Annotated in this window: 14 protein-coding genes; 6 read left to right on the top strand and 8 right to left on the bottom strand. The window is 73.3% G+C overall.

What is annotated here, in order from left to right; translation table 11 throughout:
- Window positions 1-76 precede the first annotated feature (76 nt).
- The 5 genes from K1J50_RS10185 to K1J50_RS10165 all read right to left on the bottom strand — a co-directional run bounded on the left by K1J50_RS10185 (window position 77) and on the right by K1J50_RS10165 (window position 5,153).
- Window positions 77-847, bottom strand: coding sequence for an SDR family NAD(P)-dependent oxidoreductase (locus K1J50_RS10185; protein WP_220117609.1), 771 nt, complete (start codon window positions 845-847; stop codon window positions 77-79).
- Between the two features lies 1 nt (window position 848).
- Window positions 849-1,940: an ABC transporter ATP-binding protein gene (locus K1J50_RS10180; protein WP_220117608.1), complete on the bottom strand. Its 1,092-nt coding sequence runs from the start codon at window positions 1,938-1,940 to the stop codon at window positions 849-851.
- A gap of 6 nt (window positions 1,941-1,946) precedes the next feature.
- Complete coding sequence (locus K1J50_RS10175; RefSeq protein WP_220117607.1) at window positions 1,947-2,798, bottom strand: carbohydrate ABC transporter permease; 852 nt, start codon at window positions 2,796-2,798, stop codon at window positions 1,947-1,949.
- A 1-nt stretch (window position 2,799) separates the two neighbouring features.
- Window positions 2,800-3,738 (bottom strand): carbohydrate ABC transporter permease, encoded by a 939-nt coding sequence (locus K1J50_RS10170; protein WP_220117606.1) that lies wholly within the window; start codon window positions 3,736-3,738, stop codon window positions 2,800-2,802.
- An 80-nt stretch (window positions 3,739-3,818) separates the two neighbouring features.
- Window positions 3,819-5,153, bottom strand: a complete 1,335-nt coding sequence (locus K1J50_RS10165) for an ABC transporter substrate-binding protein (protein WP_220117605.1) — start codon at window positions 5,151-5,153, stop codon at window positions 3,819-3,821.
- Between the two features lie 242 nt (window positions 5,154-5,395).
- Between K1J50_RS10165 and ygfZ the strand changes: the two genes are divergently transcribed.
- The 4 genes from ygfZ to K1J50_RS10145 all read left to right on the top strand — a co-directional run bounded on the left by ygfZ (window position 5,396) and on the right by K1J50_RS10145 (window position 8,913).
- Entirely contained in the window at window positions 5,396-6,238 is an 843-nt protein-coding gene (gene ygfZ, locus K1J50_RS10160) for a CAF17-like 4Fe-4S cluster assembly/insertion protein YgfZ (protein ID WP_220117604.1), read from the top strand.
- Between the two features lie 97 nt (window positions 6,239-6,335).
- Entirely contained in the window at window positions 6,336-6,806 is a 471-nt protein-coding gene (locus K1J50_RS19590) for a methyltransferase family protein (RefSeq protein ID WP_220117603.1), read from the top strand.
- Between the two features lie 236 nt (window positions 6,807-7,042).
- Window positions 7,043-7,999, top strand: a complete 957-nt coding sequence (locus tag K1J50_RS10150; RefSeq protein ID WP_220117602.1) for an ABC transporter permease — start codon at window positions 7,043-7,045, stop codon at window positions 7,997-7,999.
- On the top strand, window positions 7,996-8,913 hold the full coding sequence (locus K1J50_RS10145) for an ABC transporter permease (RefSeq protein ID WP_220117601.1): 918 nt from the start codon (window positions 7,996-7,998) through the stop codon (window positions 8,911-8,913). The genes K1J50_RS10150 and K1J50_RS10145 overlap by 4 nt, the downstream gene beginning before the upstream one ends.
- A 15-nt stretch (window positions 8,914-8,928) precedes the next feature.
- Here K1J50_RS10145 and K1J50_RS10140 read toward each other — a convergent pair whose 3' ends face one another.
- Both K1J50_RS10140 and K1J50_RS10135 read right to left on the bottom strand, forming a co-directional pair.
- Window positions 8,929-9,990: an ABC transporter ATP-binding protein gene (locus tag K1J50_RS10140; RefSeq protein ID WP_220117600.1), complete on the bottom strand. Its 1,062-nt coding sequence runs from the start codon at window positions 9,988-9,990 to the stop codon at window positions 8,929-8,931.
- Window positions 9,987-10,997: an ABC transporter ATP-binding protein gene (locus tag K1J50_RS10135; protein WP_369413570.1), complete on the bottom strand. Its 1,011-nt coding sequence runs from the start codon at window positions 10,995-10,997 to the stop codon at window positions 9,987-9,989. Before K1J50_RS10135 ends, K1J50_RS10140 begins: the two co-directional genes overlap by 4 nt.
- 209 nt (window positions 10,998-11,206) lie before the next feature.
- On the opposite strand from K1J50_RS10135, the gene K1J50_RS10130 reads away from it, so the two are divergent.
- The gene (locus K1J50_RS10130) at window positions 11,207-12,910 is read left to right on the top strand and encodes an ABC transporter substrate-binding protein (RefSeq protein WP_220117599.1); all 1,704 of its coding nucleotides are present in this window, start codon (window positions 11,207-11,209) and stop codon (window positions 12,908-12,910) included.
- A 302-nt stretch (window positions 12,911-13,212) separates the two neighbouring features.
- Window positions 13,213-13,425, top strand: a complete 213-nt coding sequence (locus tag K1J50_RS10125; protein WP_220117598.1) for a dodecin — start codon at window positions 13,213-13,215, stop codon at window positions 13,423-13,425.
- Window positions 13,426-13,531: 106 nt separating this feature from the next.
- On the opposite strand, the gene K1J50_RS10120 is transcribed toward K1J50_RS10125, so the two are convergent.
- A complete protein-coding gene (locus tag K1J50_RS10120; RefSeq protein WP_220117597.1) occupies window positions 13,532-15,157 on the bottom strand; it encodes an ABC transporter substrate-binding protein in 1,626 nt (541 codons plus the stop codon).
- Between the last annotated feature and the right edge of the window lie 447 nt (window positions 15,158-15,604).

Genomic DNA, 15,604 nt, shown 5'->3' with positions numbered 1-15,604 from the left:
AATGCATTGCTTTCTTGGCTTCAAGATGGAAAATTCATGTCTGGCACATCTGTTCTGTGCCCGTTCCGCGTGGCGGCTACAGCACCTTCATGCCGCCGTCCGCCATCAGCACCGCCGCCGTGACATAGGAGGCCTCGTCCGAGGCGAGCCAGAGAATCGGATAGGCGATCTCGCGCGGCTGCGCCCAGCGGGCGAGCAGGCAGTTCTCCAGCCGCTCGGCCTCGAGCGCCTCGCGCGTGCGGCCCTGCGCGGCGAAGCGGCGGACGTGGAAGGGCGTGAGCGTCGCCCCGGGGCAGACGGCGTTGACGCGCACCCCGTGCCGCGCCTCCTCGAAGGCGAGGGTCTTCGTCAGCGAGACGATCGCGGCCTTGGTCGCGTCGTACTGCCCCATGCCGGCGCGCGGATTGACCGCGTGGGTGGAGGCGACGTTGACGATGTTGCCGCGCGTCGCCCGCAGCGCGGGCAGCGCCTCGCGCGAGAGGAAGGCGTGGCTCAGCAGGTTGACCTCGAGGATGCGCCGCCAGGTCTCCGCCTTCGCCTCGGCGAGCGGCTCGTAGCTGCGGATGCCGGCGTTGTTGACCAGCACGTCGAGGCGGCCGAAGGCGCGCGTCGTCTCGGCGACGATGCGCGCGGCCGATGCCTCCTCCGCCGTGTCGAGCACGAGGTCGAGCAGCACGGCGCCGGGCACGGCGGCGCGGATCGCGGCGCAGGCGGCGGCCATCGCCGCGGCGTCGCGGTCCACCAGGACGACCCGCGCGCCCTCCTCGCAGAACAGCTGGCCGGTCGCGGCGCCGATCCCGCCGGCGCCGCCGGTGATGACGGCGACCTTGCCCCCGAGTCGCGGCATCTCAGACCGCCGTCTCGGTTGCGGGGTCGAAGAAGTGCATGCGCTCCGGGTTCACGGCGAGGCGCAGCCGGCCGCGCACGCGCGCCGGCGCGTCCGGCTCGACCGCCGCGACCATCGTGTCGGCGCCGACGGAGAGGTCGAGCAGCGTCTCCGAGCCCAGCCGCTCGACGACCTCGACGACGGCCTCGAAGGAGAGGTCGCGCGGATCGGCCTCGGTGGCGATGCGCAGGTCCTCGGGCCGGATGCCGAAGGTCAGTTCCCGCCCGACGTAGCGGCCGACGCGCCCGGCGAGGGGGGGCGGGACCGCGAGGCGGAGGCCCTCGTTCTCGATCCGCAGGCCGCCGTTCGCCGCGGCGACGCGCACCCGGGAGAAGTTCATCGCCGGCGAGCCGAGGAACCCGGCGACGAACAGGTTGGCGGGACGGTTGTAGAGCTCGAGCGGCTCGCCGACCTGCTGCACGACGCCGTCGCGCATCACCACCACGCGGTCGCCGAGCGTCATCGCCTCCACCTGGTCGTGGGTGACGTAGACGGCGGTGGTGCCGAGGCGCTCGTGCAGCTTCTTGAGCTCGACCCGCATCTGCACGCGCAGCTTGGCGTCGAGGTTGGAGAGCGGCTCGTCGAACAGGAACACCTGCGGGTGGCGCACGATCGCCCGGCCCAGCGCGACGCGCTGGCGCTGGCCGCCGGAGAGCTGGCGCGGCTTGCGGTGCAGGTAGTCGCGGATGCCAAGGATGTCCGCCGCCTCGTGGACGCGACGGCGGATCTCCTCGCGGTCGAACTTCCGCATCTTCAGGCCGAAGGCCATGTTGTCGTACACGCTCATGTGCGGGTAGAGCGCGTAGTTCTGGAACACCATCGCGATGTCGCGGTCCATCGGGGGAAGGTCGTTCACCACCCGCTCGCCGATCAGGATCTGGCCGGAGGTGACGGATTCGAGCCCCGCGATCATGCGCAGCGTCGTCGTCTTGCCGCAGCCGGAGGGGCCGACGAAGACCATGAACTCCTTGTCGCGGATGTCGAGGTTCACGTCCTTCACGGCGTGGACCTCGTCGAACTTCTTGTTGAGGTTGCGGATGACGACCTGGGCCACGGCGGACTATCCCTTCACGGAGCCGGTGAGGCCGGCGACGTAGTGCTCGACGAAGAACGAGTAGACCAGCGCCACCGGGATCGAGCCGAGCAGCGCGCCGGCCATCAGCGGTCCCCAGAAGAACACGTCGCCGCGGATCAGCTCCGAGGTGACGCCGACCGGGACGGTCTTCTGCTCCGGCGAGGAGAGGAAGACGAGCGCGTAGATGAACTCGTTCCAGGAAAGGGTGAAGGCGAAGATGCCGGCCGAGAGGATGCCCGGCACCGCGATCGGCAGGATGATGTAGAGCATCGCCTTGAAGCGCGAGGCGCCGTCAATGCGCGCGCACTCCTCGAGCTCCTTCGGGATGGCCTTGAAGTAGCCCATCATCAGCCAGGTGCAGAACGGGATCAGGAAGGTCGGGTAGGTGAGGATCAGAGCCCAGGGCGTGTCGCCGAGGCGGAAGTTGCGCACGATGTCCGACAGCGGGATGAACAGCAGCGTCTGCGGCACCAGGTAGGTGACGAAGATCCCGGTGCCGAGGCCGCCGGCGAAGGGGAAGTTCAGCCGCGCCAGCGCGTAGCCCGCGAACACGCCGCAGACGAGCGAGATCAGGGTGGAGACGAGCGCGATGATCATCGTGTTCAGCATCCAGGTGCTGAACAGCGTCTCCTCCAGCAGGTAGCGGATGTGCTCGAGGGTCGGGTTCGCGGTCCAGAACGGCGCGTAGTTGGGCGCGTTCCACGGCCGGTACAGCTCCGCGTCCGGGCGCACCGCGGTGATGATCATCCAGTAGAAGGGGAACAGCAGCAGGAAGACGAAGGCAGCGAGCGGGATGTAGAAGAACACCCACTTCCGCCACACGGCTCCTTCGATCATCTCAGCGCGTCTCCACCCGGCGGATGTAGAGGAGCTGCACGACCACCACCAGGAACAGCACCGGGAACATGGCGAGCGAGATCGCCGCGCCCTCGCTGAGCAGCCCCGTGCCGATCGCGATCTGGTATGCGTAGGTCGCGAACAGGTGAGTCGCGTTCGCCGGCCCCCCGCCGGTCAGCACGTAAACGAGCTGGAAGTCGGCGAAGGTCTGGATCACCGAGAACAGCACCACCACCATCGTCACCGGCAGCAGCAGCGGCCAGGTGACGTGCCAGAAGCGCTGCCAGGGCCTGGCGCCGTCGATCGCCGCCGCCTCGTGCAGCTCCGGGCTGATGGTCTGCAGGCCGGCGAGCAGGCTGATCGCGTAGAAGGGCACGCCGCGCCAGATGTTGACGATCATCACCGAGGCCATGGCGAGGTCCGGGTCGCCGAGCCAGTTGATGCGCCCGCCGATGAGGCCGAGCTTGTAGAAGCTCCAGTTCAGCACGCTGAAGGTGGGGTCGAACATCCACTTCCAGGCGAAGGTCGAGAGCACCGTCGGGATGATGAAGGGCAGCAGGATGAAGGCGCGCACGAACGCCTTGCCCCGGAAGTGCCGGTTCAGCAGCACCGCGAGCCACAGGCCGAGCGCCAGCTTGAAGACGGTGGTGACCGCCGTGTACCAGAAGGTGTTCCACACCGCGGTGCGGAAGATCGCGTCGTTCCAGATCTTCGCGAAGTTCGCGAGGCCCACCCACTCGCCGGGCTCGCCCACCTTCGCGTTCGTCAGGGAGAGCATCACGCCCTTGACGAAGGGGTAGGCGATGAACAGCCCGAGCAGCAGCATGGTCGGGAACAGCAGCGCGAAGGCGAGCCGGCGCTCGTCCTCGAACAGGCCCTTCAGGCGCCCCCGGCCGGCGGCCTCAGGGGCGCGAAGGGCGGCGGTGGTGGTCACGGACATCGGGTTTCACGCTCCCTGCGCCGGCCCCGCCGCCCCGGCGGGGGCAGCGGGACCGCGCGCGCTGCGGGCGGGCGGCCGCGTCAGGCCGCGCCGTAGATCCGGACCAGTTCCTCATGCGCCTCGCGCACGGCCTGCTCGGGCGCCATGCCCTGCACCGCCTTCGCGTACATGTCGGTCAGGATGTACTTGGTGAGCACCTCGGCCGCCTTGCGGTTGGAGGGACCGGCGTAGCCGGCGAAGCGGCCGGTCTGCGCCGCCGTCCGGTAGGGCAGCATCACCGGGTCCTCGTTCCACAGCGGGTGCTGCTCCCAGATCCTCGTCGGGCCGACGGAGAAGCCCTTCTGCGAGACGAACCACTTGTCGAACACCTCGCGCGAGCCGATCCAGGCGAGGAAGCGCTTCGCCGCCTCCTGCTGGCGCGAATAGCGCATCAGGATGTTGGTGAAGGGCACGTGGTAGCTGAACTGGCCGCCGGGCCCGCGCGGCAGCGGCGCATGGCCGATGTCGTCCTTCATCGGCGTGCCGCGCTCGGTCTGGTAGGCCTGCGGGCGGCGCAGCGCCTCGACGTAGATCGAGGCGCCGTTGAGCGTGGCGCAGATCGAGCCCGAGAGGAAGGCGCGGTTGTTGTTCGAGTCGTCCCAGGCGAGCCCGCCCTCGTCGTGCGCCTCGCGCCAGAAGGCGGTCATGAAGCGCACCGACTCGACCGTCTGCGGCGTGTTGAGCACGACCGTCCGGCCGTCCGCCTCCACCTCCTTGCCGCCCCAGGACCAGAGGTAGGGGTAGGCGAAGGCGGGCGCGTCGCCGAAGGTGTGGCCGAGCGTCTGGCCGATCGGCCGGCCCTTCGCCTTCAGCTTGCGCCCGGCATCGCGGTACTCCTCCCAGGTCTGCGGGAAGCGCTCGTAGCCGACCTCGGCGAACCACGACTTGCGGTAGGCGATCTGCAGCCCGACGATGCTCCACGGGACGCCGACCCAGCGCTGCCCGTCGTGCGCCACGGTGCGCGAGGTCTCGTAGAAGCCGCCCTGGGCGGCGCCGATCGCCTCGGCGACGTCGTCCACGTTGGCCGTGCTCTGCCCGTAGAGCTGCGCCCAGTTGTTGAGCACGCAGACGATGTCGGGCCCGCTGCCGGACTGCACCGCCGAGGTGATCCGCGCCTGGATGTCGTTGGCGTTGATCGTCTCGATGTTCAGGCGGATGCCGAGGGCGCGCTGGCACTCCTGCGCGATCTCGCGGCGCAGGAGCTGGTCCGAGGCGGGGACGAAGTCGTTCCAGCGCAGCCAGTGGATCGTTGCGGCCTGCGCGTAGGCCGGCGCGCGGCCGGAGGCGAGAACGCCGGCCAGCCCCCCGGCTGCGGAGGCGGCGACGCCGGCGCCGGAGATGGCCAATGCGCGACGCCGCCTGATCGGACGCACCATGCTTTCCTCCCTGTGCCGGTCGCTGTCGGACCGGTTTCCGCGGTTCCGTCGGTTCCGTCCGGGCTCTCTTGCCGGAGCCGGTCCGGACGCACGCCCATCATGCCGCGCATCAAACAGCGGAATCAAACACTACCCGCCGCGGCGCCGCGCCGCCCGGGGCCGGCCCGGGGCGGCCGAGGGGACAGGGACCGGTCGGCGGGCGGGAGGTTGCAGCGGCGGGCCCGGCGCCACACCTCTGGCGCATGCCGACCGCGCTGCTGCCCGACCGGGGGGTGGTGGAGGTCGCGGGCGAGGACCGCGTCCCCTTCCTCCAGGGCCTGGTGTCCAACGACGTCACGCTGGCCGCGCCCGGCCGCGCGGTGTGGGCCGCGCTGCTCACGCCGCAGGGCAAGTGGCTGGCGGACTTCTTCGTCTTCGATGCGGGGGACGGGCAGCGCCTGCTGCTCGACTGCGAGCGGGCGCAGGCGCCGCTGCTGGTGCAGCGGCTCGGGCGCTTCCGGCTGCGCGCCCGCGTGGCGCTGCGCGATGCGAGCGACGCCTTCGCCGTGCTGGCGGGCTGGGGCGGGAGCGCGCGGCCGCCCGCGGCGCTCGCCGCCCCCGACCCGCGCCTGCCGGAGGCGGGGTGGCGGCTGCTCGCGCCGGCGGCCTCCGCGCCGGCGGCCGATGCCGGCCCGGCGGACTGGGACCGCCACCGGCTTGCGCTCGGCCTGCCGGACGGCTCGCGCGACCTCGAGGCGGACCGGACCGTGCTGCTCGAGGCCGGATTCGACGAGCTGAACGGCATCTCCTGGACCAAGGGCTGCTACATGGGGCAGGAGCTGACCGCGCGCACGAAGTACCGCGGCCTGGTGAAGCGGCGCCTGGTGCCGGTGACGGTCGCCGGGCCGCTCCCGGCGCCCGGCACGCCGGCGTTCGGCCCCGACGGCGCCGAACGCGGCGCGATGCGCTCCGGCCGAGGGGATCGCGGCCTCGCCCTGCTGCGCCTCGAGGCGATCGCCGGGGGCGAGGCGCTCGCCTGCGGCGAGGCGCGGATCACGCCATGCGTCCCCGCCTGGATGCGCCTTCCCGCGCGCGACGCGGCCTGAGCGGGGGGCGCCGGCCGATGCGCTCCCGCACCGCGGGCCGGGCGGCGGGCAGCACCGGCCGGCCGCGCGCCGCCGTCCGGCGGCAGGGCGCCTGAGCGTGGCGGCACCGGAGGAGACGGACCGCGGGCCCGGCGTCGTCGTGCCGCCGCCGGTGATCGTCGGCGCGGTGCTGCTGGCCGCCTGGCTCCTGGGCCGCGCCGTTCCCGTGCCGGTCGCGCCGCCGCTGCGGCTGCCCGGGCTGGTCGTGGCCGGCCTCGGCGTGGCGCTGGGCGGCTGGGCGCTGGCGCTGATGCTGCGCGCCGGGACCGATCCGCGGCCCGATCGCCCGGCCGCGCGGCTGATCGAGAGCGGTCCGTTCCGCTTCAGCCGCAATCCGATCTATCTCGGCTTCCTGGTGTTCGCCGCGGGCCTCGCGCTGCGCTGGGGCGACCTGTGGGGCTGGCTTGCGGTCGCGGTGATCGGCGTCCTGCTCGACCGCCTCGTGGTGCGGCGCGAGGAGCGCTACCTGCGCCGGCGCTTCGGCTCCGCCTACGAAGCCTATGCCGCGCGGGTGCGGCGCTGGATCTAGAAGCCCCGCCCGATCGCTCCCCTGCCCGGCCGGGCCGGGCGCGGCGGAACCCCGGCCGGGCCGGCGGCGGAGGCGCAGCTCCGCGTTGACCCGCGCTGCCGGCAAGGACTACCGTTCGCCCAACGCGCCGGACGTGCGCGGCCTGGCCCACCTCGCGCGGATCGGGAAGGGAGGCGTCCGATGGCCTGCCGGGTGGCGTGCGGCGGCACCGCCATGACGCGTGCGGTTGCCCACTGATGCTCGGCTACATCCTCCGCCGGCTGGCGTACGGCGCGCTGACGGTGCTCGGCGTCTCCGTGGTCGTCTTCGTGATCATGCGGATCCTGCCGGGCGACCCGCTGGTCGCGATCTTCGGGCCGGAGGGACTGACGCGGCTCACCGAGGAGCAGCGCGCCGGCTACATGGCGGAGCTCGGGCTGAGAGACCCCTTGCCGGTGCAGTACCTGCGGTGGATGGGCGACATCCTGCGCGGCGAGCTCGGCCACTCCTTCTTCCGCTCCGAGAGCGTGGCCGAGATGATCCTCCGCCGCGGGCCGCTGACGGCGCAGATCGCGCTGCTCTCGGTGCTGCTGTCCTGGCTGGTCGGCATCCCGGTGGCGCTCATCAGCGCGCTCCGGCCCAACAGCCTCGCCGACAACGCCGCGCGGTTCCTGAGCATCCTGTTCCTCGCGGTGCCCGGCTTCTGGCTCGGCATGCTGATCGTGCTCGGCCTGCTCTTCGCCTTCGGCTACCGGGCGCCGCTGACCGGGGCCTCGCTGCTCGCCGATCCCTGGACCACGCTGCAGATGATCCTCGGGCCGGCGCTGGTGCTCGGACTCGGGCAGGCGGCCTACATCGCGCGCATGGCGCGCTCGAGCCTGCTCGAGGTGATCCGCGAGGACTACGTGCGCACCGCCCGCGCCAAGGGCCTGAACAACCGCGCCGTGATCGCGCTGCACGCGCTGCCCAACGCGCTGCTGCCGGTGATCACGCTTTCCGGCATCCTGCTCGGCTTCGTGCTCGCCGGCTCGATCCCGGTGGAGCGCGCCTTCGGCACGCCGGGCCTCGGCTACGCCATGTTCACCGCCGTCAGCGAGCGCGACGTGTTCGTGATGCAGAACCTCGTGTTCCTCTACGCCGTGGTGTTCGTGGCGCTGAACATCCTGGTGGACGTGCTGATCGCCTGGCTCGACCCGAGGATCCGCCTGCGATGAGCGCCGCCGCCCCCGCTCCGGAGGCCGCCTCCGCCGCCGTCGCGTCCGCCGGACAGCGCCGGCGGCGCGGCATCGGCGCGGCGCTGGCGGCGTTCGCGCGGCGGTCGCCGCTCTCGGCCTTCTGGGGGGTCGTGGCCGCGGCGATCGTGCTGGTCGCGCTCGCCGCGCCGCTGATCGCGCCGAGCGACCCGCTGGCGGCGAACTTCCGCCAGATGGGAAGGCCGCCGAGCGAGGCCGCTTGGTTCGGCACCGACCAGGTCGGGCGCGACGTGCTGTCGCGCGTGATCCACGGCAGCCGCGTGTCGCTGACCGTCGCCTTCGGGGCGGTGCTGCTCGGGACGACGCTCGGCGCGCTCTGGGGGCTTGCCAGCGGCTTCTTCGGCGGCCGTTTCGACCTGGTGAGCCAGCGCGTCATCGAGTTCATGCAGTCCTTCCCCGACCTGATCCTGGCGATGGCGATCGCCATGGCGCTCGGCGCCGGCACCGGCACGGTGATCGTCGCGATCGCCATCACCCGCATCCCCTTCGGCGGACGGGTGATCCGCTCGGTCGTGCTCTCGGTGAAGGAGATGCCGTTCGTCGAGGCGGCGCGGGGGCTGGGCGCGTCGAAGTGGCGGCTGATGTTCCGCCACATCCTGCCGCAGTGCGTGGCGCCCTACCTGATCCTGGCGACCGCGCATCTCGGCGTCGCGATCGTCATCGAGGCCTCGCTCGGCTTCCTCGGCGTCGGCATCCCGCCGCCCACGCCGACCTGGGGCAACATGCTGGCCGACAGCCTGAACGCCGGCCTGGTGCCGCCCTGGTGGCTGGTGCTGTTCCCGGGGCTCGCGATCACCCTCACGGTGCTGGCGTTCAACCTGCTGGGCGACGGGATCCGCGACATGCTGGATCCGAAGCTGCGCGGGTCGGTCTGAGGCGCCGCCCCGCCGTCAGGCCGGCCTCGCCAGCGGGAGCGTCACCCCCGCGTCGTGCAGGTGGCACGCCGCGAGGTGCCCGGGCAGCACCTCCCGCAGCGCCGGCGCCTCGCTCCGGCAGCGGGCGTGGGCGTAGAGGCAGCGCGTGTGGAAGTGGCACCCGGCCGGCCGGCTGATCGGGCTCGGCACGTCGCCTGCGAGGATCACGCGCCGGCGCCTCCGCGCCGTCGCCTTCGGGATCGGCACGGCGGAGAGCAGCGCCTCCGTGTAGGGATGCAGCGGCGTCTCGAACAGGCTCGCGCGGTCGGTCAGCTCGACGATGCGGCCGAGGTACATCACCGCGACGCGCTGGCTGATGTGCTCCACTACCGCTAGGTCGTGCGCGATGAACAGGTAGGACAGGCCGTACTCGTCCTGCAGGTCCATCAGCAGGTTGAGGATCTGCGCCTGGATCGAGACGTCGAGCGCGGAAACCGGCTCATCGCAGACGATCAGCTCCGGCCCCAGCGCGAGCGCGCGCGCGATGCCGATGCGCTGCCGCTGCCCGCCGGAGAACTCGTGGGGATAGGCGTCCATCTGCTCCGGCCGCAGCCCGACGCGCTCGAACAGCTGCGCCACGCGCTCCCGCCGTTCCGCCCGCCCGCCGCCGACGCCGTGGATCACCAGCGGCTCGGCGACGATCTCGCCGGCCGGCATGCGCGGGTTGAGCGAGGCGTAGGGGTCCTGGTGGACCATCTGCATCCGCCGCCGGTAGGGCAGCATCGCCGCGGCGTCGAGGCGCGTGATGTCCTCGCCGCGGAACCGGATCTCGCCCGCGGTCGGCTCGAGCAGCCGCAGCAGCGTGCGCCCGGCCGTGGACTTCCCGCAGCCGCTCTCGCCGACCAGGCCGAGCGTCTGGCCGGGCGCGATGCGGAAGGACACGCCGTCCACCGCGTGGACGTGGCCCGCGACGCCGCCGAACAGCCCGCGCCGGACCGGGAAGTGCTTCTTGAGGTCGCGCACCTCGACCAGGGCCTCGGCGGCCGCCGCGGGGCCGGGGCGCGCCTCCGGCGCCGCGACGTCGCGCAGCGCGCTCATGCCGCGGCGGCGCCGGGCGCGGCGTGCCCGGCGTTCCAGCACGCGACCCGGTGCCCCGGCCCGTGCCGCACGATCGGCGGCGCCGCCTCGCGGCACCGCGCCTCGGCGAGGGCGCAGCGCGGCGCGAAGCTGCACCCCGGCGGCAGCCGCGCGAGCGAGGGGACCGAGCCCTTGATCTCGGCCAGCCGCGCGCGGCGCGCCCCGGCGCCGGCGCGCGCTGCGTCGTCGAGATGCGGGATGGAGCCGAGCAGGCCGCGCGTGTAGGGGTGCGCGGGCCGCTCGAACAGGTCCTCGACGCCCCCCTCCTCGACCTTCCGGCCGGCGTACATCACCACCACCCGGTCGGCGTTCTCCGCCACCACGCCCATGTCGTGGGTGATCAGGATCACCGCCATGCCGAGCCGCTCCTGCTGCTCGCGGATCAGCTCCAGGATCTGCGCCTGGATGGTGACGTCGAGCGCGGTGGTCGGCTCGTCGGCGATCAGCACCTTCGGGTTGCAGGACAGCGCCATCGCGATCATCACGCGCTGGCGCATGCCGCCGGAGAGCTGGTGCGGATAGGCCGCGGCGCTGCGCTCCGCGTCGGGGATGGCGACGCGGCGCAGCATCCCGACCGCCTTCGCCATCGCATCGCGCCGCGCGAGGCCCTGGTGCAGCGCGATCGCCTCGGCGATCTGCCGCCCGACCGGCTGGAGCGGGTTGAGCGAGGTCATCGGCTCCTGGAAGATCATGGAGATCGCGTTGCCGCGAACCCGCTCCATCTCCGCCTCGCCCAGCGCGAGCAGGTCGCGGCCCTCGAACAGGATCCGCCCGCCGGCGATCCGGCCCGGCGGGCTCGGGACGAGCCGCAGGATGGACAGCGCGGTGACGCTCTTGCCGCAGCCGGACTCGCCCACGACGCAGAGCGTCTCGCCCCGGCGCACCACGCAGGACAGGCCGTCCACCGCCCTGACGATCCCCGCGGGCGTGCGGAATTCCGTCCGCAGCCCTTCGATCTCGAGCACCACCCCGGGCGCGGGCGAGCCGGGGCCGGGCCCGTCCGGCAGGTCGGACGACGCGGTCTGATTCACGTGACTCCTCCCGCGGCCGGCGTGTAGCCTTTTCCCGGGACGGTAACATCGGTGGAACGCCGATCTCAACGTCCATCGGTGGCACCTCCCGCGCGCAAGAAGAAGGCGGCCGGAAGAGAAAGGCCGGCGACAAGGGAGGCACGCACATGGACCATCCTCGCTCGCAGGGTGCGGCGTGGAGCCGCCGGCGCGTCCTGGAGACCGGACTGAAGGGCGCCGCCGCCACCGCGCTGGGCGCGCACGCCCTGGCGCCCGATACGGGCCTCGCGGCCGAGGTCCCCCTGGAGTTCGACGGACGCAACTTCCAGCTCGCCGCGCCGGAGCCGAACCCCAAGCGGGGCGGCGTGCTGCGCTACGGCATCACCAGCCGGCCGCCGCACTTCGACGTGCACCAGTCCGGCACGATCAACAACCTCGGCTCCCAGGGCTGCATGTTCGACAACCTCGTCCGCCGCGACCCGCGCGATTCCGGCAGGACGATCATCCCCGACCTCGCGCACAGCTGGGAGATCGCCCGCGACGGCAGGACCTACACCTTCCACCTGCGGCGCGGCGTGCTGTTCCACGACGGCGCGGAGCTCACCGCCGAGGACGTGAAGGCGACCTACGACCGCATCGTCCGCCCGCCGCGCGAGATCAGCATCCCGCGCAGCTCGCTCTTCACCGCGGTGAGCGAGATCAACGCCCGCGACAGGTACACCGTCGAGTTCAAGCTGTCCGAGCCGCGCCCCGCGAGCTTCATGATGGGCGCCTTCGCCAGCGGCTGGAACGTGATCCTCCGCAAGAAGACCCTGGAGGACAACAACTACAACCTTCGCCGCGTCGTCACCTATCCCGGCACCGGCCCGTTCCGGCCCGTCCGCCGGGTGGAGAACGAGGTCTGGGCGATGGAGCGGAACCCGAACTACTGGAACCGCGGCCTGCCCTACCTCGACGGCATCGAGTTCTACCACGCGCTGCCGTTCTCGCCCGAGCTCGGCTCCGCGCTCCTCGCCGGGCGCACCGACTACGCGCGGCTGCTCGATCCGGTCTCGCTGCGGCGGGTGAAGCAGACGCCCGGCATGTCCGGCACGGACTTCTACCAGAGCGTCATCCAGGCGGCCTGGGTCAACGCCCGCAGGCGCCCCTTCGACGACCCGCGCGTGCGCCGCGCCCTGCACCTCGTGCTCGACCGCGCCGTGCTGGTGGACGTGGTCAAGGACGTGGCGCCGATGATGGTCGGCGGCTTCATCTACCCGTTCTCGGAGTTCGCGACGCCGCGCGAGGAGATGGCGCGCCGCCTCGGCTACCAGGCGGACGCCGGCGCCGCGGTCCGCGAGGCGCGCGCGCTGCTCGCCGCGGCCGGCCAGGGGCGGGGCATCCGCGGCCTCGACTTCCTGATCCGCGACGTCGCCACCTTCAAGCTGTGGGCGCAGGCGATCCAGGCGATGCTGCAGCAGACGCTCAACGTGGAGTGCCGGCTGCGCACCGTGGTGGAGTCCGTATGGTTCGACGACGTGCGCAACGGCAACTACGACCTCGCCATCGGCGCCATCGTCTCGACGCTGATCGACCCCTCCGACTACTTCAACGCCTGGTACAAGGACGGCGGGCCGCAGAACTACTCGAACTGGAAGGACCCGCGCTTCGAGGCGCTGCTGCCGCAGATCGACCGCGAGGTGGACCGGGAGCGGCGTCTCGCGCTGATCCGCCAGGCGGAGGCGATCATGGAGGAGAACCCGCCCCTGCTGCCGGTGGCCTGGGAGAAGATCAACGACGGCTGGTACAACTACGTGAAGGGCCACGTCCCCTACGACTATTTCGGGATCTACGACTGCGTGCGGATGGACACGTTCTGGCTCGACAAGTAGGCGCGACCCGCCTCGCTCGTCCTCCCCGGCGCGCCGGCGGCGCCGTCCGCGTCGCCGGCGGCCGTGCGCCCTCCGCCCGGGCCCTCCTCCGGGGATGCGGCGGCGGGCGGCCACGCCGCTCGCGAGGCGGTTATCGGCACCGGGCGCCACGGCCCGGATTCCGCTGTGGCTCCGCGCGCCGGCGGCGCGCACGATGCGCCGACCGGCCAGTCGCGCCGCGCGGAGCGTCCTCCGGGGCCCGCAGGCCGGCGGGCGGCGGGCGCCGCCGCGGGCGCCGAGGCCGATCGCGAGGGAGACCACCGATGCAGGAGGGGCACGTCTACCGCCGGACCGACCTGGTCGGCAGCTCGAGCAGGTCGGTCAGCGACGCGATCGAGACCGCGATCGCGCGCGCCGCCAAGACCCTGCGCCACGTCGAATGGTTCGAGGTGGTCGAGGTCCGCGGGCGCGTGCAGGACGGCAAGGTCGCCCAGTACCAGGTCGCGCTCCGGGTCGGGTTCCGCGTCGAGGACTGACGGCGGGCCCGCAGGCCCGCACGGACGGCGTGACGAGCGGTTCGCCGCGCCGCGGGCCGCCGGCCGGGCCCGTCGCCCGGCGCCGCGCAAGGCCGTGCAGGCCGGATCAGGGGTCCGGTCGCAATCCCGCGGCGAGCGTGAACTCATCCGGCCGCGGCGTGTAGGTCAGGCCGCGGCGCGTGGCCCAGATGTTGACCTGGTGATGCAGCGGCAGGATGGGCGCGTCCGCCATCGCGGCGCTCACCGCCTCGCGCCAGTGCCGCAGGCGCAGGTCGCGATGCGGCTCGGCGATCGCGCGCGTGTAGAGCGCCTCGACCTCCGCGCTCGAATAGCCCGCGCGGTTCGCCACGCCCCAGCCGGGCGCGCGGCCGGGCGTCAGCAGCAGGGCGGCGACCATGTTCGCCGGCTCCGCCGAGGTGGTGAGCCAGCCGCCGAGCTGCGCGCTGAAGGCGCCCGCGGCCGAGCGGCCGAAGAAGACCGCGGAGGGCAGCGCCTCGACGCGGGTGCGGACGCCGATGCGCTCCCAGTACTGCGCGACGGCCTGCAGGATCTTCTCGTCGTTCACGTAGCGGTCGTTCGGGCCCGCGAGCGTCAGCCGGAACCCGCCGCTCCAGCCCGCCTCGGCGAGCAGCCGGCGGGCCGCGTCCGGGTCGTACGGATCGGGGCGGAGGGCCGGATCCGCCACGCCGAGCCCGTCCGGCTGGAGCTGGCCGGCCGCGACGGCCTGGCCCTCCATCAGCCTGCCGACGATCGCCTCGCGGTCGAGCGCGAGCGACAGCGCGCGCCGCACGCGGCGGTCGGCCAGCGGATTGCGCGCGAGCGGACGGCCCTCGGCGTCCGACACGCCGGGCGAAGGCGCGCGCGCGACGTCGAGGGACAGGTAGATCAGCCTGAGGCTCGGCGCGCGGGCAAGCGCCAGCGCCGGATCGCGCGCGAGCGACGCCGCGTCCCGCGCCGGGACCGCCTCGATGAGCTGCACGTCCCCGGCGCGCAGCGCGGCGACGCGGGCGCTGTCGCCGGCGATCACGCGGAAGGCGACGCGCGCCCACGGCACCGCCTGGCCGCCGCGCCACCAGGCCTCGTTCCGCTCGACCACGACGCGCTCCCCCGCGACGTATTCGCGCAGGCGGAACGGGCCCGAGCCGATGGCCGCGCGGCCGGCGGCGAAATCGGCGGTCGCGGCGCCGCGCGCGATCCGCTCCGGCACGATCATCAGGGCGGTCAGGTTCTCCGGCACCAGCGGCGCGGGACCGGCGGTGCGCAGCCGCACCACCTGCGGCGCCGCTCCGGCCTCCACCGCGATGATCCCGGCGGCGTAGTGGGTGACGCGGCCCGGACTGTTCGGCACGTTCGGCAGGCGCGCGAAGGTCGCGGCGACGTCGGCCGCGGTCACCGGCGCGCCGTCGGAGAACCGCGCCGCGGGGTCGAGGCGGAACTCCCAGCCGCTGCCGTCGGCCAGCGGCAGCCACTCGCGCGCCAGCGCCGGAACCAGGCGCAGCGCGGCGTCGCGGAACACCAGCGGCTCGAAGACGTGCAGCTGCAGCCCGAGGCTCGGCACGTGCGCGTGGTAGTGCGGATCGAAGGAGGTGGGCGGCGCGGCGAGGCCGATCGCGACGTCGCGCGCCGCCGCGGCCTGCTGCGCGCGGACCGCCGCGGGGAGCAGCGCGCACGCGACCGGAAGGGCGATCGCAAGGGCGGACGCCGCACGGCGGACGCACCGGTCGTCGCTCATGCGAACCTCCGAAGCCGGAGCCGCAACGGCGCGGCCACCCTTGCCCGGTCCGCCGCCGCCGGCCGCGGCGCGCGGTCCGGCCGGACATGGTGCCACTCTAGCGGGCGCGCCGCGGCCGACGCCAGCCGGACGCGCCACCTGTTCCGCAGCTCCGGCCGCCCGTGTCACGGCCCCGCCCGCCGGCGCGCGATCCCGTCCCCGCCCGCGGCGCGCCGACCACGGGCGTTGCGAACTCCCCGCGCGATCAAGAGACGGTGAGGCGCAGGGCGCGCCGGGCCGGCCTCCGCCGCGCGACGGGAGGCATCCGCCCGCCCGCATTCCGGGCCGCGGGACCGCCGTTCCTCCGGCCGGCGCCCGAAGCGCCGCGCAGCGCGCCCCTCCGGCGCGCGGGGCGGACGCAACCGGAGCGGCGATCTCGGCATCCGTCGCCGGACCGCGCATCGCCCG

The sequence above is a fragment of the Caldovatus aquaticus genome (assembly GCF_019458025.1).
GTDB classification, from domain to species: domain Bacteria; phylum Pseudomonadota; class Alphaproteobacteria; order Acetobacterales; family Acetobacteraceae; genus Caldovatus; species Caldovatus aquaticus.
Note: the sequence above shows the minus strand (reverse complement) of the source record. Positions and strands in the feature narration are given on the sequence as shown.

What these genes read in the sequence shown, in the direction of transcription:
- K1J50_RS10185 (WP_220117609.1), bottom strand. Translation starts at nt 847, where the DNA reads ATGCCGCGACTCGGGGGCAAGGTCGCCGTCATCACCGGCGGCGCCGGC.
- K1J50_RS10175 (WP_220117607.1), bottom strand. Translation starts at nt 2,798, where the DNA reads ATGATCGAAGGAGCCGTGTGGCGGAAGTGGGTGTTCTTCTACATCCCG.
- K1J50_RS10170 (WP_220117606.1), bottom strand. Translation starts at nt 3,738, where the DNA reads ATGTCCGTGACCACCACCGCCGCCCTTCGCGCCCCTGAGGCCGCCGGC.
- K1J50_RS10165 (WP_220117605.1), bottom strand. Translation starts at nt 5,153, where the DNA reads ATGGTGCGTCCGATCAGGCGGCGTCGCGCATTGGCCATCTCCGGCGCC.
- ygfZ (WP_220117604.1), top strand. Translation starts at nt 5,396, where the DNA reads ATGCCGACCGCGCTGCTGCCCGACCGGGGGGTGGTGGAGGTCGCGGGC.
- K1J50_RS10150 (WP_220117602.1), top strand. Translation starts at nt 7,043, where the DNA reads ATGCTCGGCTACATCCTCCGCCGGCTGGCGTACGGCGCGCTGACGGTG.
- K1J50_RS10145 (WP_220117601.1), top strand. Translation starts at nt 7,996, where the DNA reads ATGAGCGCCGCCGCCCCCGCTCCGGAGGCCGCCTCCGCCGCCGTCGCG.
- K1J50_RS10140 (WP_220117600.1), bottom strand. Translation starts at nt 9,990, where the DNA reads ATGAGCGCGCTGCGCGACGTCGCGGCGCCGGAGGCGCGCCCCGGCCCC.
- K1J50_RS10130 (WP_220117599.1), top strand. Translation starts at nt 11,207, where the DNA reads ATGGACCATCCTCGCTCGCAGGGTGCGGCGTGGAGCCGCCGGCGCGTC.
- K1J50_RS10125 (WP_220117598.1), top strand. Translation starts at nt 13,213, where the DNA reads ATGCAGGAGGGGCACGTCTACCGCCGGACCGACCTGGTCGGCAGCTCG.
- K1J50_RS10120 (WP_220117597.1), bottom strand. Translation starts at nt 15,157, where the DNA reads ATGAGCGACGACCGGTGCGTCCGCCGTGCGGCGTCCGCCCTTGCGATC.